Origin of the sequence: Niastella koreensis GR20-10 (genome assembly GCF_000246855.1) — a bacterium.
Classification (GTDB): Bacteria; Bacteroidota; Bacteroidia; order Chitinophagales; family Chitinophagaceae; genus Niastella; species Niastella koreensis.
In genome coordinates, this window is record NC_016609.1 from 4,356,181 (window position 1) to 4,375,329 (window position 19,149).

Below are 19,149 nucleotides of genomic sequence, written 5' to 3' on the forward strand. Positions count from 1 at the left end.
TAAATAGATCACAACTTTATCCAGAACTTTAATAAGTTGTCGAAATGTGTTTCTGCCAATTGATAACCTGGTGGTATTTCATCGCCCCAGCTGCAATACGTGGCAATCCTGGTACCTACCGGCATTTTCTCCAATTGATTATAGAGGTAAATACAATAGTAGTTGTACAATTCATTCGAATACACGATCTCATTATCTATCTTTTCGGCGCCATTCAGGTTTTCAAAAAAAGAATTGTAGAAATAAAAATGATCGAACTCGGTCAGGTTAAGCTGGGTAAAGTTCCCGTGTATAAAGCTTACATTTTGAATGCCCAGTTTTTCCCGGGCATCCTCTGCCACTTCTACCAGCTTCTTTCGTTGTTCAACACCAAAAAAGGGTACGGATTGATTGTAATATGCGCCAGCCAGACAAAATGTACCTACCCCACTACCGATATCCAATACTTTTACTCTATCATTCGGCGTGAGGTAAGGTATTACCTTTTGTATGATGTATAACGGCGACCAGTGCATGCGGGCCAATGATCTTATTGCTTCCGGGTACAATTGATATAAACGGACATCGGTGCTAAACCAATCCTTTAAACGAAGCGGTGTTTTAACCTTGGGCTTCATAAAATCTTATGCAATTTTGTTCACTACTTCTTTTTCTTCCTGCCAGTTTTCATTATAGCGTACAAAAAACGACAACCAGATTGCCCTGGACAATCGCATTAAATATGGCTGCAGTACAACCAGGAGCGTTATATTTAATCCCAGCCACCAGAAAAACCGGTTATCATGCACCGACAACCCAACCAATACCCACCAGGCAACAAACGTAGTTACAGACAATGCCACGGTTAAGGCATAGCTAACATACCCTGTACCATAATAAAACCCCACTTCAATTTCCATACGCTGACCACAAGCCGGGCAGTGCTCATACATTTTCATAAAATGTGTCAACCTGTATACCTGCTTCTCCTGAAACATGTCTCCTGTTCTGCATCTGGCGCATTTTTGATGTAAAAGGCTCCATACATAACCTGGCTTTCGAACTTTATTCTCCATTTACAATATTTTTATCCAGAATTTTAATAGGGTTTGAACCTGCGCGTCTACTTCCTGGTAACCCGGCGGTATTTTATTATCCAGGCAATGAAAGGTGGCAACCCTTGTTCCAATAGGCATTGCGTTCAACTTTTTATACAATTGCTTATGATAATAATTGAACAGATAAGTTGAATAGGTGACGTTGTCATCTATCAGGTCCTTATCCATCAGATTCTCGTAAAACGAATTGAAGAAATAAAAATGGTCGTATTGCAGGAAGTCGAGGTCGGTAATATTGCCATGTATAAAATGAACATTTTGTAACCCAAGCACATCCCTGGCATGCTCGGCATGCGTCACCAGATCTTTACGTTGCTCGATCCCGTAAAACGAAGCATGCCGTTTATAATAGGCGCCGGCCAGGCAAAACTTGCCTACTCCACTGCCGATATCCAGGATGTTTACACCGGGATGTGTTACCAGGAATTGGGAAACCAGCTGCGTAATTTGTAATGGGGTCCAATGTCTTTTGGCCAATAACTGAATTGATTCAGGATATAATTTATCTAACTGGGCATCGGTTCTAAACCATTTATCTATGACATTGGAGTAAGTGGATGTTGCCTGGTACATGCTGCAAAATTACCTCGTTTAATAACCGGCAGCGGTAAACCTTATCACTGAAAAAAGTGACATTTGTCAATTTTCCAGCTATCCTTATTTGTAGTTGGCAATCTTTATAAGCTGGTTAACGTCTAAAACAATGATCTTCCGGCCCTTTGTTTGAACTATACCGGCCTCTTTAAATTCTGTAAGAATACGCACGGCACTTTCGCGAACAGTGCCTACAATATTTGCCAGGTCGTTCCGGCTGATATTTATTTCTACCGGCATGCCTGGTTGAAAGTTTACCTTGTATTTTTCCCTAAGTACTATTAACTGCAAAGCCAGTCGTTCCCTTACCGATTTCTGGGCAAAAGCGGAGATGCTATTGGCCAGTACAGCAAATTCATGGCTTAAGGTCTTCAGCAGGCGCTTGCTTAGTACGGCAGATTGTTGTAAGGTGTTCAAAAAATCTTCCCGGGGAATAAATGCAATCCTGCTTTTTTCCAGGGCTGCCGCAGAATCGGGATACCTGTCTTCAGAAAGGATGGCGTGGTAACCAAGGATCTCGCCCTGGTTGGCTACATAAATAATCTGCTCCCTGCCGTCTTTATCTACCTTATATTTCTTTACTTTCCCTTCTATAATATAAAAAATACCGGCCGGATAAGCAGCCTCCCTGAAGATGATCTCGCCTTTTGAATAGAGTTGTTCGGTTTTATTGGCGGTGAGTAAGGCAAAATCTTCGGCAGGCAAATCCATTAAAACAGATTCGCTTTTAAAATCCCATTTATCTATTGGAAAAATGCCGTGGATACTCATGTATGCCTGCAATTTACCTATTTATCATCACCGATAACCAACATTCCCCTTTCTGATCTCAAATTCATCGCAGCAGTATGTTTCCTGCACATATCCGGCAGGAGCGCCTAATTTCAAATATTCAGCCTTGGTAGTCACTTTGCTGTATGCCTCCTTCTGGTTCCTGAAGCACAGCATCGAACCAAAAGTACTTTGTCCATACACACTGTAGTCGCTATACAAACAACCATAACAATTCTTAAAATGGTAGTTGTTTTTGATCTGTTTATAGATCCCATCAAAGGCGCCTTCAAAATCGCTACTGATTCCGGAATAATTGGCGCCGGTTATTGTCAGCGAAAGTGTCACACTCTCATGATCTATCCCTCTGCCTGGTTCAGACCGGGGACTGCCCAATAAAGTGGTAATGGTTAGGTCCGAAGAAAACTCCTTATTGTTCAGCTTGTCAATGACAACCTGGGGCATCACCACTTCAATGGAACAATTACAAAGCGTTTCTACAAAACGGTATGTTTGATATATGGGTGTTTTAAGAAAGGTGAACCGGGACAATTGTTCAGCTGTATATTTCGATTTATCGTCAACGGACAGGTCATCAAATTCAGAACCGGTAAACACCACGCCATCGATCTCTGTTGTTAATGTGCGGAAATCATTAATAACTTCAATTGCATGGGTGCCCCAACTGTCTTTGTAAAATCCATTATACGTAATTGCCATATGTCTAAAGTATAAATTTTTATGGAAACCCTCGCTATGCGCAAAATGCATGATAATACTCAGCACAAAGAAAAACAGGTAGTGAGCCAGATCAAAAAGCCCTAGATCTTCTCCCCTATTGTCAACGACATGGAGAAATACTTATCCACTTTACCCTGAAACTGGTCGTTTATCAATGCCTCCATGTCTTTATAAAATGCCTGTTGAACGGCCTGCGGTGCGGCCAGGTGATTGGAGTAGGTATTCAGTAATTTCACAAACTGGGTAGCTGTGTACGTTATCACTACCGGAAACGATTCAAAATATTTCAGTCTGAACAGGTTTTCGTCCAGCTCAGTTGGTTGCAGGTCTTTATGTTTAGCAAATTCCGGCTTTTTATCCTTGTCGGTAAAATCGTATTTGTCGTAAATAGCCTGGGAAGCATTAAAAAACACATTGCCTTGTTCGTCGGAGGTATGGTGGGTGTGAATAATAGCCAACTGTCCGCCTGTCTTTAACAAGCTATGGATCTTTACAAACCGTACGGCCGGATCGAGCCAATGAAATGCAGTGGCTGCAAAAACCAGGTCGAATGAGCTTTCCGGCAGTATAACCTCTTCAAATGCACCGGTTATTATTTGTACGTTTTTAAACTCCTGCAACTCATAACGCGCTACATCTGCCAGGCCTGCCCCCAGTTCAACGGCCGTGATCTTAAATCCGTTCACTGCCAAAGGCCTTGTAGCCTGGCCGGTACCCGGACCAATTTCCAATAAGGTGGAACCGGGTTGTAAGCCGGCCTCTTCTATTAGTGTTAAAAATAATCTATCAGGATACCGGGGCCTTATTTCATTATACAGCAAGGCTACTTCATCAAAGGTGCGCTTAAGGAGATTATTGTCGGTCATGATCTTCTAAAAATAACCCTTTTCTCACATCCCCTGCACAAATCCGGTCAAACTTTCATCCTGGCCCAGGTTCAATTTCTTTTTCAGGCGATAGCGGCTTACCCGCAAACTGTCCTGCGAAATACCTAACAGGGTGGCCATGTCTTTACTCGCCATGTTGAGTTTAATGAGCGAGAGCATGCGCAGATCGTTACTGGTGAGTTCTTCGCAATGTTTTTTCAGGTTGTCGAAAAACGGCTGGTGAAGCTGTTCAAAGGTTTCGCGGAATTCGTTCCAGTACTGGTCGTGGTTAAAGCTCTGGTTAATGTGCCGGATCAATTGCTGCAGCTGTTTCTTTTGGTCGCGTTTGTCGTCTTTTATTGGCGCGGGCCAGCGCTTCATTACTTTTACTGATCGCGTCGCGGTAGCGGCCGGTTCTGCGATAGATATCTCCCAGGTTATTAATCACCTCAATACCCGCCACCTGGTCGTTCGCCTGGTCATACAATTGCAGCGACTGGTTGAAATAATTCCAGGCGGAATCATATTTTTCCAGGTCTTCGTAAATACTGCCAATCTTCCTGGTTTCCCAGTTTATAATAGATAGATAATGCTTCGTCGTATTGTTTGCGCGCAACCGGCAGCTGGCGGTTCTGGTAATACTGGTCGCCCGAAACGATCATTCCTTTAAGCGCCAATATTCAATGGATCATTTACTCCAATGGCGCAGATTATTTGGTGAAAGTATTGCTGAACGAAAAGGAAACTTCATTACCCATTTTAACAAAGCATTGGCCTTATTACAATTGGGAAGCAGTGAAGCAATATTACATGAAGAAATTAGAAAATATCGAATATCAAACCGCTGAATATCGAACGTCGAAGTAAAACTTCGGCGCTCATTCCAGCTTAAATACGGCGCTATATTTAAGACCAGACTTATGTTGCCACTTTACCGGCACCTGTACTGTTACCAGGTTACTGGCATATGTCCATTTTAATTTCTGTTCAGGCGCTGCCAGCAGTGTAACACGTTTTGGTTTTCCTGGTTTATTCACAGGTATTTGAATAACGGTAGGCAATTCAACAGTTTCCTTTTCGGAAAGCCAGCAAGCATAGATCTTATTGCCGTCCTTTGACTGCGTATAATACAAGTTGTTAGTAGAATAAGGAGCAACTGGCCGGGAGGCATATATACACTCACCGTTGATAGCCATCCAGGCGCCTATTTCTTGCAATCGTTGATACACCACCGGGTCCCAATCGCCATTTCCGTCGGGGCCAACATTCAACAACAAGTTACCGCCCCTTGAAACGATCTTTACCAGCAATTCCAATATATGATGAGCGCTTTTATACTGATCGTTCTTACTATAGCTCCATGAATTGCCCATGGTCATACAGGTTTCCCAGGGATATGTCAATGGCTTTTCTGGTACTTCCTGCTCAGGCGTGCTATAATTTTCATATTCGCCGGGTACGGTACGGTCTACCATTATTAATCCCGGCTGAAGTTTATTGGCCATAGTTGCAATACGTCGCATATTTATATCCATATTAAGCGGATCATTCTCTTTTTGCGAAGGACGCACCCAACCGCCATCGAGCCACAAGATATCTATCGGCCCATACCCTGTCATCAACTCTTCAATCTGGTTGTAGGTAAAGTCCTGAAATTTTTTCCAGCGATCGGGATATTTGATAGTGCTGTAATTAACATTATGATCTTTGGGTGGAAAATAGGGCCACCAGAAATTTTCGCTGTGCCAGTCGGGCTTTGAAAAGTAAGCGCCGGTCATAAAGCCTGCTGCGCGAAAAGCATCAAAGATCACTTTTGTTACATTACTATTGGGATTGTGGGAAAAGGGGGTTTGCGAACCGGTTATTTTATAATCGGTTTGTTTGGTATCAAACATACAAAACCCATCGTGGTGCTTAGTGGTAAAAACCACATATCGCATACCCGCTGCCTTGGCCGCCTTTACCCATTTCTCCGGATTGAATGCTACCGGGTTAAATGTTGTGGATAGATTTTCATACGCCTTTTTATATTCAAAATAATTATTAGCATAGGTGCCGGTGCGTGTTACCCAATCATCGGGGCAAATACTCCAGCTTTCCACTACCCCCCACTGACTGTAAGGGCCCCAATGCATAAACAGGCCAAATTTCTGATCCTGCCATTCAGCCAGTTTTTTAATCACCAGCGGATCTTTAGGCGGCACGTATTCGATTTGAGCATGCAATATGTTACAGGCTAAAAAAATAATTACAGTTAATAATTGCTTCATGATCTATGGTTGTAAAGTCAATTCAATAACCGGGATTTCGACATTCGGTTTTTGTGGCAATTTTATTTGAAGATCATTTGTATTATCACCAACCGGTTGATATTTTATTTCTGAGTTATCATGCAGGAACTGCGCATATTTTATCTTCCCTTTATACCCGGACAATGTAAGCGTGGACTGGTCATATTGCATCAGGTGCAGGTATATTTTTTTAGTAACCGGGTTGTAGGTCAGCAATGTATTCTCAGGCGCTTTATATTCAGCCGGCGCCTGCGTACAGCCATAAATGGCCTGCTGATTATATTTCATCCAAACCCCAATGCTATCCAGGGCGTGAACGGCGCGATAATCAAAATATCCCCTGGCAGTGGGCCCTACATTAAGGATCAGGTTACCACTTTTGCTTACGGCTGTGATCAACAGAGTAAGCAGCTCCCTGTTCGATTTCCAACTGTTCTCGTCCCGGAAATACCCCCACGATCCGGAGAAGGTCTGGCAGGTTTCAAACGGCATTCCGCCATATTCACTTTGCAATTCCGATGGTTTCACCTGTTCGGGGGTAGCAAAATCAGCGCCATCTGAATACTCATCGAGATCGAGCCGGTTATCAACAATAATACCGGGTTGCAGTTGCCGGATCATTTTCAACAACTCCACGGAACCCCAGTCGCTTTTTCCCTTACCATGCCCGTTTGAATTGGGATAGGAGAAATCCAGCCACAGGATATCTATCTTTCCATAATTGGTTAATAATTCCCTGACCTGGTTATGCAGGTAAGCTTTATATTTATTCCAGTCGCGGCCTTTATTTATTTTGGCGTAATCTGAATCAGCTTCGCTTTTTGGTTGTAACGGGTGAACGCCATCAACAGTAAAATCAGGATGATGCCAGTCGATAAGAGAATAATAAAATCCTACCCTTATCCCTTCAGCCCTGAACGCATCTACAAACTCTTTTACCAGGTCGCGGTTGGCTTTGGTTTTGGTAGATTTATAATCTGTAAATTTTGAATCGAACAAACAAAAGCCTTCATGATGCTTGGTGGTCAATACGGCATATTTCATTCCGGCTGCCTTTGCCTGTTTCGCCCACGTTTTGGGATCGAACATATCGGGATTGAATGTATCAAAGTAAGGCTGGTATTGTTCGTTACTCATCCGTTCCCAGCGTTTCACCCATTCATGCCGCGCGGCCTGAGAATACAATCCCCAGTGAATGAACATACCAAAGCGATCGTGCGTCCACCAGGCCATTCGCTTTTCTTTTTGTTCGTGCGTTTCATTCCCGATCTTCTTTTGGGCATGTGCTGTTTGTAATGGCAAAACTTTCCGTACTACTTTTTCCAGTGACGGATAAGGCTGAACCTCGCTTTTCACCTGCTCATTTTGGGTTACCCACTCCCGTTCCCAGGCAAAGAAATCAGGCGGAGTGACTGATTTACCTGCCAGGTTATTACGCAGGTAATCGAAATACAACTTCCACCGCTGCTGGTAAAACGTGGTCATCATTCCGCCCCATTCTTTATAAGCATATTCATGTAGATAATCCTCCTGCCGGTTGTTCTCGCCCCAATAGGTGATCAACATCATGGCATTGTGCAGGTTATTCTTTCTTTCTATAGGCGTATTGCCTGACCGCAAAGCCTGCTGCTGATAGCTGGTTAACCGGTAATACGAATGGCTATTAAGCAGTTCATTCGTGAGCGCATGCAGCGATAAAAATGCTTCGGCTGCCGCATTGAAGGCGACTGTGTTTTCTTCCTTATAGGCTGTTACCAGGCTGGCAAATACGGTATCGGCACGGTTTGATAATACCTGCCGTGTAAAATTGATGAGATCGATCTTATACGTTTCGCTGTTGCCAAATAAAGGTGCTGCTGCAGCAAACGCCTGTACCCCTTTTTCAAACAAGGCCGTATCATATCCTTTTTTCAGCTTACCCCAGCTGGAAACAGATTTTACCTGTAAAGCCGGCCGGGCACATAAAATATTCTCGGGGGGCCCTTCCTGGTACCCGGGATTGCTGTAAATGGTTTGCAGGAACAATGTCCAGGCGGTGGCAATTTGGTCATTAGCCTTTCCATACCGCGCTTTCACATAATCATTGATCCATTTACCAGTTTCAACCGGTTGGTTATGCCACCCCAGTTCCAGCACCAGGTCGTAGGATGCCGGGTTATTATTTATTCCTTCCGGCATAATACCCACGCCTTTCATGTATTCGCGAAACGGACCGGTAGCTGCCCGGTACACTTCACCGGCATATCTTTCCAGCTTGCCATTCAAGCCCGGCCGCTCTCCGAAATTGTTTACACAACACCATATAAAGGGCGTGCCTTCGTACCCATTTCTTGTTTCCCAGTTGTTGGTATTCTCGCCAAATAATTCCTGGATCAGCAAAGCAGACTTATCTGTTTCTGCCAGCAATTCTTTTTTCGGATTATCCTGCCATCCCTGCAATACCCAAATAGCGCCGGGAAAATATTGTTGCATAGCCTTTTGTATATTGGCGCCGGCTTTCCCCAGGTTTACCCCATTTGTTATACCACCTTCATGAAAGGGATCACCCGAAAAAAAGCGGATGTTCCTGCCATATAACTTTTTCGTTTCCTCGTAAAAAATACCGGCTACCCGGTCAAAAGCAGTATCGGTAGGGTCAAGTATAGCCGGACGAATAAATGCGCCCCAGTTGCCCTGTGTTATTACACGGGCTTTCGATTTGGTGTTGAAGTTATGCGGTACCATTCCATAAAAACCGGGCATCACCGGTTCAATGCCCAATGCCTGCATGCGGGCGATCATTTTTTGCACCAATATTTTGCGACTATCGATCTGGCTTTGCGGCATAGGCCCACCCCACCCTTCAATATTACCCATCAGCCACCAGGCATTGTATGCAGGCCCGGTAATAAAATCGCTGGTCTCTTTTTCGCTGAACCCGGTGCGTCGTAAAACATTTTGCCAAACGGCTTCTTCCCCATTAGCTACCAGCATCAGGTTTACTCCGTTCAATGCCATCCAATCCAATTCATGTTCCCAATCGCTCCAGCTGTAAAAGCTCATGGTATAATTATAGGTGCAATAATTCAATGCATAGCGGTATTGCGACGCAGCATCTATTGTTACCGCTTCTGTTACCACCGGTAATGACGATACAGGAGATAAATTATCGCCCATGTGCGACATGGAGCGATGACAATAATATTTCAGGTACCAGTTTAACCCAACGGCAGCGGCATTGGGGCCGGTTGCCGCGATCATTATTTTTCCGTTCTTCGTTTGTAATTGAAAGGCCTCCTTTTTATCACAGGCTTCCATTTTTTTAAACGCCAGGTTATTTACCAGCCAGGACACTCTTCGTTTTGCCAATTGCATTACACCGTCAAAGTCGCCAGCCCAGGCACAACAAGGCAGTAACAACAATAAAACGTATATACTTTTTCGCATCAACTAATAAGTTTTGATTTTTACTTTTTTAAATAAGGTTGAATGGCTACGGCAAGTTTATCGTACCCAACAGCATTCGGATGCAATCCATCCCCAAATAATGATTCCTCAATTTTATGTTGCCTGTTCAACAGGGCCAAACCGGGATTTACATACTGTACATGTAACCGGCGGGCCAATGCGGCTATGCGGATGTTAAGTATCACAATACGTTTTTCCATAGCTCTGCGTGGCAATATGCCCGATAATACAATGGCGGCTTTAGGTTGACGGACCTTTATTGCGGTAATCAACTGCCGCAATCCTTCAGCAATTTCCACGTCTGAATTAATGGTTAAATTATTCGTGCCTGCCATTACCCAGATCTGAGCCGCGTTAAACCCATCCAGCTCATCGTGATATACGCGCCACAATATATTTTCAATGCGGTCCCAGCCAAACGCACCATTTCTTACGCCTGCCGGTTCCAGGTATTTATTCCACGAACCAGCACCACGGGTTAAGGGTGCTGAAGGTTGTCCACCCCAGTAATGAATAATAGAATTGCCAAAGAAGATAATGCGGGGAGCATTGGTTTTATTTAAGACAATGATCTCGCTGTGCCTGGAGCGCCAGTTGTAATAGCCATCGCGGCTTTGCACAACCGGAATAGTAGTAGACAGCAGCCCGGCCGGTTCATTCAAAATATGGCGAATTATTTTTTCATAGGCCCGTGCATATTCCATCATACCCACATCATTTGGATGCACGCCATCTACCGTACTATATATTGATAAACCAATCTCTTTATTCGACAACAAATAAATACCCGAAATGCCGTCCCCCTTCATTTTATCAAAACTGCGACGCAGTACTACGCTTGCATTCTCATAATCATGTTGTGCTGCGGTATCAATTATACCTGTTTGGGCGCCAACACTGTGTTCAACCAGCAAAACCGGCACGGCTGGTCTTTTTTCTTTTAATGCTTTTACCGCTGCAATAATCCTGTTTTCCAGCTCCTGCGCTGAAATACCGCTAAAGGCAGTAAGGTTGGGAAGACAATCCAGTACATATAAGCGGGCATCAATTTCATTCATCAATGCAATAACCGGTTGCTCTAACCGGCCTGATCCTGAAAAGCCTAAATTGATTAGTGGCCGGTCTAATTGCTGTTGTAGTAAAGCCGTCCAGGCCATGCCTGGCCGCGATGCACAAGCCCCCTGTGCAATGGAAGTACCATATACCACAATTGGCTTTTCGGGTGACAGAGGCATAAAATTAAATGAATGGTTATTGGGCACACCAATTGAAAGCCAGCTCACGGTATTATATAATGGCAGGTACAACCTGTATTCATAATCCCGGCCCGGAAATTCGCTGCTCACCACCAGGTTGGAGAAACGATATTCAATGGTATCGCCAAACGAACGGCTTGATGGCGCCCACTTCCATTGTCCATTGGGATCAATAGCATATAAGTCAACGCCACTTACACCGGTTGCGGGCATATGCGTCATTTCCAGGGCGCCTTTTACAACATACCGGACTACCAGGTTGGCAGCATTTGTTTTGAACTTTATATATAACCCGGCACTGCTGTGTGAGAGATTCCACACATTTGGATTAAGCGTTTTTTCTGCCCGTATAGGAAAACGGTCGTACCGCGAGGCCACTTCCGCCGGCCAGGCTTGTCCTTCCACAACCGGGAAATTGCTGGCAGCCGGGTTTTGCCAGGTGTAGGGTTGCGCTATCTGAGCAAATGAAACCAGGCACCTGAAAAACAACACTGGAAAAATAATGTATAGTTTATAACACATTTAATTCATAACCTCCTCTTTTCGTATCTGTGCAAATACTGCTTTAAAGGTTTCTGCTGAAGGCAATTTTTTTCCATTACGGCCATAATAGGCGTCAATAAATTCTTTCGAATCTTCCCACATGGTAACAAATACGCCCTGCATTCTTTCGGCAAGGGTAACAGCCCAGGGTGCGCGGGTGCCATCTTTACGCGCCAAACGAACCTGCGCTAACTGCGCCAGCGCAACTTCGGAATTAGAACACGAACTGGGCAACACATTGAATCCTTTTATCGCAAAGTAGCCGGGTGTGGGCGGTGCACTTTCGTACTTCCAGTCGCAGATCATGATGTCAGTAGGTATCAGATCAATAGCGCGGAAAGTAGCGTTCATACTAGCCTGCCAGCCCAGGAGGTTGGTGGTTTTTCCATCAATCAACCGGTCGCTCCACATCCACATCTGGCATTTCTTTTCTTTTAAATGATCGTGCAGCTTTGTGGCATATTCTGCAAACAGGGCAGCTTTATCGCGACCGCCGCAACGCGGACATTTTTCATAACCCAAAATCCATACTTCATCCAACCCTACATGAAATGCATCGGCGCCGCATACATCGATCAGTTCATCCATCAGGGGAAAAATAGTTTTCAGCAGATCGGGATGCGAAGGACAAAGGCTTTTACAATAAAAATCGAAAGGGCCTGCGTCTTTCCAGGGAACGGGTGGATTATAATCGGGCGATTCATCAAACTGCGGATATTTTGCCAGCAGGGGATCTATGTGGTCGCGGTCCGACTGATGCCCCAGTAAATTCATTTTAGGTATGAACCGGATCTTTGCTTCTTTACAGGTCTGTACAATTTGTTTCAATTGTTGTTCCGAAATAGCTCTTTCACCGGCCAGTTCAGGATGCGATTTAAACTTATAATTATAACGTATCCGCAATACCAGCGTATTCACCCCTTCTTTGGGCAATACTTCTTTTATAAAACGGCAGAACTCCGGCACATCTTCAGGATGGGGTACAGTTAACAACATTGCTTTAACCGGTAACTTATTCCATTCAAATTGTTCACTTGTTTGCGCCGATGCAAAATTGATAGCCGCTATCATTGAATAGAATAATAGCAGCGCTGAAAAAAAACAGGTTCTCGGATATTTCATTGCATTGTGTATTATGTATTGCTTGTTGCCTTTATACCTTGTTGCCTTTTTTTCTTACTGCTTCACTATCTCCGTGTCGCCACCGCCTCTCAGGGTAAGATCAACTGGTTTATTCGTTTTCCATGAGCCGCCGGTGAAATCAGGCATATCGATAGAATTGGAACGATGCGCCACCGACCATACACTGAGCGGAGTGACCGCACACCAGCTAGCCAGATCATATACATCCATATCTAACGGCAACCCGTTTCGCAAACAATCGATCATACGCCAGTCCATAATAAAGTCCATACCGCCGTGACCGCCGATCTTTTTGGCCGCCTGCTCCACATGGCGGATCAGCTCGGGCGTGTATTGTTCTTCGAGTTGTTTCATTTTTGCATCGGAAACCGGCTCGTGTCCCAATGATATCCTGGCGGGTTCGGGGAACTTCTGCACAAACCCTTTGGTGCCGCTTATTGCATGAATACGGCTGTAAGGGCGGGGCGACGATATATCGTGCTGCACCATGATGGTTTTTCCTTTATTGGTTTTAATAACGGATGTATTCATATTACCCCGGTACTGTTTGCCGGTGTACCGTTTATAATAGGGATCACCAGCCGCCAGTTTTTCAGCAAGCGCCTCCATCATAAAATCGTTCGACGACATAGAGGTCAGGTACTCCATTTTATCGCCCCGGTTAATGTTCATGGCCTGCGCTACGGGTCCTAACCCATGGGTGGGATACAGGTTGCCGCTCTTCTGGTTCTCTTTCCAGCGCCACGCGCCCTCGCCGGCATAATCACCGGCATTTTTCGGCGGTGCGCCAAACAAGCCATCCAGCAATGCATGTATATACGCGCCTTCACCATGTACCAGTTCTCCGAACACACCCTTTTGCGCCATACTGATGGTAAGGGTCTCAAAAAAATCATAGCAGCAATTTTCGAGTTGCATGCAATGTTTTTTGGTACGCTCCGATGTTTCAACCAGTTGCCAGCATTCTTCCAGTGTGCGGGCGCCGGGCACCTCAACCGCCACATGCTTTCCATGTTCCATGGCATACATCGCTATGGGCACATGCCATTCCCAGGGCGTAGCTATATACACCAGGTCGATATCATCCTGCTCACACAATTTCTTCCAGGCATAGTCATCGCCATAATACTCTTTAGCAGCAGGCCAGCCTGCCTGTTTCAATGTTTGCTGGTTGCTTTTAACCGCCGCTTCACGCACATCGCACAAGGCTTTTATTTCAACATTCTTAATATTGGTCATGCGGTTCACCGCCCAACTTCCTCTGCCGCCAATGCCAACATATCCAATGCGCACTACCGGTATCTTAGGTGCCGCATAGCCGCACATATTGAATACCTGTTTCCTGTTCTTTGATTTATTGGCTGAGTCTATTACGGCATTATGCAATGCATTCTCAGAAGCATATCCGCTTAGTGCGGGTAATAATAAGCCACCGGCAGCGGCTGTTGTATTTTTTAAAAAATTCCTACGACTGAAACTCATATATTTTGTTTTATTGTTGGGCGCCCTTACTTATTTTGTTGTTTACTATTCGTTCATTTCCATCTATATCGGTGCTGCCATTTATAGTTGCAGCTATCACCACACCGGTATTTTTAGCGGGTGATGCAGCCTGAATATGCAAATCGGGCGTGGAAGTGCTTACCAGTAAAGGATCGGTACCATTGGCTGTACCGGCATCGCCGCCGCAGGCTGTTTTCCAGACCGCGAAATCAGTGCATTCCGTGCCATTCCATATCCACTTAGCCGTACCGGTGGTATAATACAGGTTATTATCAATGATATTATTGCTGCCGGTAGCGGTGTATTTATGAACAAATACGTCCGTGGGCCTTGCATAAACGATATTATTTTTCACTACATTACTATCGCAGTTTTCGGTAAGGCGTATCTCGCCTTCTATTTCGCCAAATGCGCCTGTTACCCGGTCGTTCTGATATAAGGTATTGTTTACTACGTAACAGTTCTTAGTGCCCCCCTTTGTATAGTTTAAATAATCGCCCATGTAAATACCGGTACGCCAGCAGTTGTATACAAAATTATTTCTTACAGTGCAGGTTCTGGTGGCATAAACATTACTTTCACTTACCAAACCAATACCCCTGTCGCTGTTATATACTTTATTTCTTTCAATGACGGTACCTGCGCCACCGCAAACATAAATGGCAATGGCGCCATAGTTGTTGGCCCCCCAGACATTTACGCTATTCGCCATGGAGATATTATTCAATACATTATCGCTTACTATGCCATTACGCGCATAATTGGTTGCTACATTGCCGGTTGGATTCAATCCATCGCCGCCCGCAATAATGATCCCGATGTTCTCCGTATTATAAAGTGTATTTTGACTAACCGTAAAGCCGTCGATATTTCCTGCCAGGGTAATATTTTCACTGGTACCAGTTTGTGTGTCATGAACCGTGCAACCGGTAATAACCAGGTTGCTGATGGCTGCAGTTCCATTACCAATAGCCAGTATGGCGTGGCCGCTTCGCCCGTTGTTTAGACTGGCGCTGTTTTTTATATTATAGATATTACAATTTTTAATAGTAATATCTTTCGAATTACCATTGATGGTTATGCCTTCCGGGTCGGTATTAACAGTTGAAGAATACAGGTTGCAGATATCAACTCCTTCCAGTGTAATATAGCGAACGCCACTAAATGTTACAAGTGCCGTCCAGCCGCTTACCGTAATAGCACTGCCATCAATAACCGGTTTTTCACCCGGATAGGCTTTAACCGTAATTATTCTATCCGCGGTACCCGATTTAGGAAAGTTTATTTTATCATAATAAGTACCACCTCTCACTAATATAGTATCACCGGCAACCGCTTTATTTAAGGCTGCGGTTATTGTTTTTAATGGCGCGCTTACTATTCCGGTATTGGCATCGCTGCCATTGGGTGAAACATAATAAATTTTAGCTGTTACTGCGGTTTCGGAGGATGTTAAACTGCTTTTTTTACTGCAACCGAAAGCAATCCATACCAACAAAAAAGCCATTCTGCATAGGACATTGCCCAATGCCTGTATAAAGATTGTCAACATACGAGGTTGAATACATTAATTTAAAAAAAAGGAAATCGTTAAAAAGAAGAAGGCAGCGCACATTCATACAGGGCTGCCTCCTTTATAGCTGTTATTCAGAAATAATTTTTCTGATGCGGTTATTGTTTTTATCCAGCACATACAACGTTCCGTTTTTATCAACGGCTATGCCGGTGGGCGCACTGAATGCAGCCGCTTCTCCTACCGCATCCGCATAACCGGCGCTACCGCTTCCGGCAAATGTGCTTACGTTGAAGGAAGCTGCTTCAATATAACGAATGGCCTGATCGCTATTGCCGGTGTTGCCATCGTAGGTACCATTACCGGCCACATACAGATTGCCAGCAGTATCTATTGCCAGTCCCCAGGGATGATCGAATTTGGCCACCGCAGCGGCGCCATTTACATACCCGGGAACACCCGTTTGCCCTGCAATGGTGCTGCCGGCCCAGGCACCGGCCGTATATTTTTTAATTACATGATCGCCATTCAACACCACAAATAAATTACCGCTCTTATCAAACCTGATCCCCGCCGGATAGTTCAGCCCCGAAACGATAGCAGAGCCGGTAGTCCATTGTGCGGTGACCGGGTAAATATTTCCCGGCGAGCTGTTACTGCCATAATATACAATGCCTGTTGTTTTATCTACCGATACGCTCCAGGGCGACTGGCTTCCCCAGGCCCAGGTTGTAGCTGTTCCATCGGGTGCTATTTTGCGAATGTCCCAGTTTGCGGGATCAACACACCATATATTTCCCTGGGCATCGAAGGCCACATCATAAGGCAGACTGAATTTTGCCGCTGTTCCCTTGCCATCTGCATATCCCGCGCCTGACGGGCTTCCACAAAAGGTTGTTACATTGGCATTGCTGTCGATCTTCCGAATACAATGATTGCCCGGATCAGCCACATACAGGTTCAAATTATCGTCAACTATTATGCCCATGCTCCGGTACCACGATTGGCCGCCGAAGTCAAACATGGCATCGGTGCCCATGCCATTTGCAAACCCGGCTTTTCCACTGCCGGCAAAAGTGCTTACCGTTCTGGTATATACGTAATTAAAAATACCCGTGCTTACCGCGCTGTCGGCCCCGATCTTTACTACAAAATGGCCTGAACCGGCTTTCTTAGGCACAACAGCCATTATTTGCGACCCGTTCACACCTACTACTTTCAACGGTTTGCCATTCAGCGTAACTGTGATCTGGTTAGTATCGTTTATGTAATTGGAACCGGAGAACAACACTTCGGTGCCACCGCCACCCTGTACAGGTAAAAAGGTATTTACGACAATGGGCGTGCCGGCATCGTGCCCGGTGCCGCTGCTGTCTTTTTTACAACCCGCCAGGCAGGCTATCATACAAAGACAACCGAATAATATATATTGGTTTATATTTTTAGTCATAGCGTTTACTGTAATTACATGAATAAAATGCTTGCTTAACATCCCTGCCTGTCAACCGGCAGGCAGGGCTTCACTCATTACTTACCAGCCCGGATTCTGAACCAATGCCCGGTCTCTTTCCACGTCGCTTTGCACAATGGGGAACAGGTACATCCGGTCGTCCCAATATCTTTTTTGGAATAAGGTTCGCTGATAAAAACCGGTAAATGAAAAGCCCAGACCGGCATCATCGGCATTCACATTCATACCATAAATCGTTTGGTTTTCGGTCTTACCTAATAACAACCTTCTTACCAGCGTATAATACCGGTCGCCTTCAAAACACAATTCCACTTCGCGTTCACGCAAAATATGCTTACGCATCTCCTCTTTATTTCCTATTGCTGATGGATATACCGTTTCAATACCGGGAAGCCCCGCGCGGGCACGAACCAGGTTCAGATAATTTACAATATCTGCCTGGGAAGGATCGTATTCATTCAGCGCTTCTGCATAATTCAGCAATATTTCAGCATACCTGATCAAAATGTAGGGCCGGTAAGTACTTACATCATTACGAATATTATCAGAGGGATTAATTCTTTTCAACACATCGTACCCGGTGATATTATTGGTGCCTGCGGATTTTTGTCCCGATTTACCATTGTAATACAATTCCACCCGGCCATTACCGTCTTTATTGGCATCGGATGAATAATAATTCTTATCATCAACCGTGGGGGCCGGTAATACGGGGCGGCCGTTGTATTGGATATAGGCATAAAAGCGGGGTTCGCGGTTGGCATACATGTTCCAGTCGCCTTTTTTATGCCCCCAGCTATTTGAACCATTAGCAGCTGCAAACCCGGTTTCAACATAACCCGAGGCCGGATCATCGATCGTTCTTCCGTTGCTCATGCTAAATGCATCCACTACATTCTGCGTGGCGTTGTACATGTTATAACCGCCCGGGCCTGGAGAAGAACATTTCGTCCAGCCCCAGTACAACCAGTTATTAATGGAAAGGACAATTTCATTGTTCCAGTTGGTGAGGAAAACATTACGGCACGACAGGTAAGGATCAAATGTATTGCCGCCATCATCGAGGTTGGTGTATAATTTATAAGCATTCAGGTCGATGGTTGCTTTGGCTGCATCGGCGGCGGCTTTCCATTTAGAAGCATCGTATTGAGCAGGCGCCAGGGGGGTACCATCCTGGTTCTTCAATGCTGCAAACCGGGCATTACCATTCCATAACGGACTGGCAGCCAACAAAGCCACCTGGGCTTTTACCGCCAGGCAGGCGCCTTTGGTTGGCCGGCCATAATTGGCGGAGGAGCCCCAGGTAACCGGCAAGGCCTGCGCCGCAGTGTTCATAAGCTCATTGATATAAGCCACGCAGGTATCAAAAGGCGCTCTTGCATATTGATTATAATCTTCGCTTTGGCTTAACACACCGGTGACCTTAACAAAGGGGCCGTATTGTTTTAATAATTGCCAGTAGAACCACCCTCTCAAAAAAGCATTCTCGGCTTTATATTGCGCTTTCAGGTTGTCACTTAACTCAACTGCAGGCACCTTATCTATATTGCTTTCAAATACAAAGGTTTGCCTGATGCCAACATAATAGGTTCCCCAATTATAAAAATAACCGCTGGCAGCACTCCAGTTGCCGGCTACCATTTGCCGCACGCCCACGCCACCAATGCATACGCTCGATTCATCGCTGGCGCCCATGGAGGCATAGTCGCCCCCATCGGAAGTGTGCATATATCCATAAATGTTGTACAGGTACGATTCGGCATTTGCCCTGGTTTGCCATATCATATCTTCAGTTAACAGGTTATCCGGCTTTTTATCCAGGTAATAGCAGGATACCATTACAACAGGCATTAACAAAAACAGCATGCCTTTTATATATTTATTGTTAGTCATATGAATGTCCGTTTAATGGC

16 protein-coding genes are annotated in these 19,149 nt (G+C 44.9%); all 16 read right to left on the bottom strand.

The annotated features are described in order from the left end of the window. Positions 1 to 8 precede the first annotated feature (8 nt). Entirely contained in the window at positions 9 to 617 is a 609-nt protein-coding gene (locus NIAKO_RS17130) for a methyltransferase domain-containing protein (RefSeq protein WP_014219700.1), read from the bottom strand. A 6-nt stretch (positions 618 to 623) separates the two neighbouring features. Continuing rightward, positions 624 to 1,055, bottom strand: coding sequence for a DUF983 domain-containing protein (locus NIAKO_RS17135; RefSeq protein WP_014219701.1), 432 nt, complete (start codon positions 1,053 to 1,055; stop codon positions 624 to 626). Further along, a complete protein-coding gene (locus tag NIAKO_RS17140) occupies positions 1,056 to 1,670 on the bottom strand; it encodes a methyltransferase domain-containing protein (RefSeq protein ID WP_014219702.1) in 615 nt (204 codons plus the stop codon). A gap of 84 nt (positions 1,671 to 1,754) precedes the next feature. After that, positions 1,755 to 2,462: a Crp/Fnr family transcriptional regulator gene (locus NIAKO_RS17145; RefSeq protein ID WP_014219703.1), complete on the bottom strand. Its 708-nt coding sequence runs from the start codon at positions 2,460 to 2,462 to the stop codon at positions 1,755 to 1,757. Positions 2,463 to 2,489: 27 nt separating this feature from the next. Next, positions 2,490 to 3,182, bottom strand: coding sequence for a DUF6304 family protein (locus NIAKO_RS36890; protein WP_049815554.1), 693 nt, complete (start codon positions 3,180 to 3,182; stop codon positions 2,490 to 2,492). Positions 3,183 to 3,283: 101 nt separating this feature from the next. Continuing rightward, a complete protein-coding gene (locus tag NIAKO_RS17155; RefSeq protein ID WP_014219705.1) occupies positions 3,284 to 4,069 on the bottom strand; it encodes a class I SAM-dependent methyltransferase in 786 nt (261 codons plus the stop codon). Positions 4,070 to 4,093: 24 nt separating this feature from the next. Further along, complete coding sequence (locus tag NIAKO_RS17160; protein WP_133055269.1) at positions 4,094 to 4,450, bottom strand: helix-turn-helix transcriptional regulator; 357 nt, start codon at positions 4,448 to 4,450, stop codon at positions 4,094 to 4,096. Beyond that, a complete protein-coding gene (locus tag NIAKO_RS17165) occupies positions 4,371 to 4,685 on the bottom strand; it encodes a tetratricopeptide repeat protein (RefSeq protein WP_041346911.1) in 315 nt (104 codons plus the stop codon). The genes NIAKO_RS17160 and NIAKO_RS17165 overlap by 80 nt, the downstream gene beginning before the upstream one ends. A 262-nt stretch (positions 4,686 to 4,947) precedes the next feature. Continuing rightward, positions 4,948 to 6,339, bottom strand: a complete 1,392-nt coding sequence (locus NIAKO_RS17170) for an alpha-L-fucosidase (RefSeq protein WP_014219706.1) — start codon at positions 6,337 to 6,339, stop codon at positions 4,948 to 4,950. Positions 6,340 to 6,342: 3 nt separating this feature from the next. Beyond that, positions 6,343 to 9,786, bottom strand: a complete 3,444-nt coding sequence (locus NIAKO_RS39135) for an alpha-N-acetylglucosaminidase TIM-barrel domain-containing protein (RefSeq protein WP_014219707.1) — start codon at positions 9,784 to 9,786, stop codon at positions 6,343 to 6,345. 20 nt (positions 9,787 to 9,806) lie between these two features. Then, complete coding sequence (locus tag NIAKO_RS17185) at positions 9,807 to 11,555, bottom strand: SGNH/GDSL hydrolase family protein (protein WP_207622375.1); 1,749 nt, start codon at positions 11,553 to 11,555, stop codon at positions 9,807 to 9,809. A gap of 30 nt (positions 11,556 to 11,585) precedes the next feature. Continuing rightward, entirely contained in the window at positions 11,586 to 12,728 is a 1,143-nt protein-coding gene (locus tag NIAKO_RS17190; protein WP_014219709.1) for a family 20 glycosylhydrolase, read from the bottom strand. Between the two features lie 54 nt (positions 12,729 to 12,782). Beyond that, complete coding sequence (locus tag NIAKO_RS17195; RefSeq protein ID WP_014219710.1) at positions 12,783 to 14,231, bottom strand: Gfo/Idh/MocA family oxidoreductase; 1,449 nt, start codon at positions 14,229 to 14,231, stop codon at positions 12,783 to 12,785. Positions 14,232 to 14,241: 10 nt separating this feature from the next. Then, entirely contained in the window at positions 14,242 to 15,804 is a 1,563-nt protein-coding gene (locus tag NIAKO_RS17200) for a DUF1565 domain-containing protein (RefSeq protein WP_014219711.1), read from the bottom strand. 91 nt (positions 15,805 to 15,895) lie between these two features. Beyond that, positions 15,896 to 17,215 carry an IPT/TIG domain-containing protein gene (locus NIAKO_RS17205; protein ID WP_014219712.1) on the bottom strand — a complete coding sequence of 440 codons (1,320 nt, stop codon included), beginning with the start codon at positions 17,213 to 17,215 and terminating at the stop codon, positions 15,896 to 15,898. A gap of 81 nt (positions 17,216 to 17,296) precedes the next feature. Further along, complete coding sequence (locus tag NIAKO_RS17210; RefSeq protein ID WP_014219713.1) at positions 17,297 to 19,129, bottom strand: RagB/SusD family nutrient uptake outer membrane protein; 1,833 nt, start codon at positions 19,127 to 19,129, stop codon at positions 17,297 to 17,299. Between the last annotated feature and the right edge of the window lie 20 nt (positions 19,130 to 19,149).

What these genes read in the sequence shown, in the direction of transcription:
- NIAKO_RS17205 (WP_014219712.1), bottom strand. Translation starts at nt 17,215, where the DNA reads ATGACTAAAAATATAAACCAATATATATTATTCGGTTGTCTTTGTATG.
- NIAKO_RS17210 (WP_014219713.1), bottom strand. Translation starts at nt 19,129, where the DNA reads ATGACTAACAATAAATATATAAAAGGCATGCTGTTTTTGTTAATGCCT.
- NIAKO_RS17135 (WP_014219701.1), bottom strand. Translation starts at nt 1,055, where the DNA reads ATGGAGAATAAAGTTCGAAAGCCAGGTTATGTATGGAGCCTTTTACAT.
- NIAKO_RS17160 (WP_133055269.1), bottom strand. Translation starts at nt 4,450, where the DNA reads ATGAAGCGCTGGCCCGCGCCAATAAAAGACGACAAACGCGACCAAAAG.
- NIAKO_RS17200 (WP_014219711.1), bottom strand. Translation starts at nt 15,804, where the DNA reads ATGTTGACAATCTTTATACAGGCATTGGGCAATGTCCTATGCAGAATG.
- NIAKO_RS17190 (WP_014219709.1), bottom strand. Translation starts at nt 12,728, where the DNA reads ATGAAATATCCGAGAACCTGTTTTTTTTCAGCGCTGCTATTATTCTAT.
- NIAKO_RS17145 (WP_014219703.1), bottom strand. Translation starts at nt 2,462, where the DNA reads ATGAGTATCCACGGCATTTTTCCAATAGATAAATGGGATTTTAAAAGC.
- NIAKO_RS17140 (WP_014219702.1), bottom strand. Translation starts at nt 1,670, where the DNA reads ATGTACCAGGCAACATCCACTTACTCCAATGTCATAGATAAATGGTTT.
- NIAKO_RS17155 (WP_014219705.1), bottom strand. Translation starts at nt 4,069, where the DNA reads ATGACCGACAATAATCTCCTTAAGCGCACCTTTGATGAAGTAGCCTTG.
- NIAKO_RS36890 (WP_049815554.1), bottom strand. Translation starts at nt 3,182, where the DNA reads ATGGCAATTACGTATAATGGATTTTACAAAGACAGTTGGGGCACCCAT.
- NIAKO_RS17170 (WP_014219706.1), bottom strand. Translation starts at nt 6,339, where the DNA reads ATGAAGCAATTATTAACTGTAATTATTTTTTTAGCCTGTAACATATTG.
- NIAKO_RS17130 (WP_014219700.1), bottom strand. Translation starts at nt 617, where the DNA reads ATGAAGCCCAAGGTTAAAACACCGCTTCGTTTAAAGGATTGGTTTAGC.
- NIAKO_RS17195 (WP_014219710.1), bottom strand. Translation starts at nt 14,231, where the DNA reads ATGAGTTTCAGTCGTAGGAATTTTTTAAAAAATACAACAGCCGCTGCC.
- NIAKO_RS39135 (WP_014219707.1), bottom strand. Translation starts at nt 9,786, where the DNA reads ATGCGAAAAAGTATATACGTTTTATTGTTGTTACTGCCTTGTTGTGCC.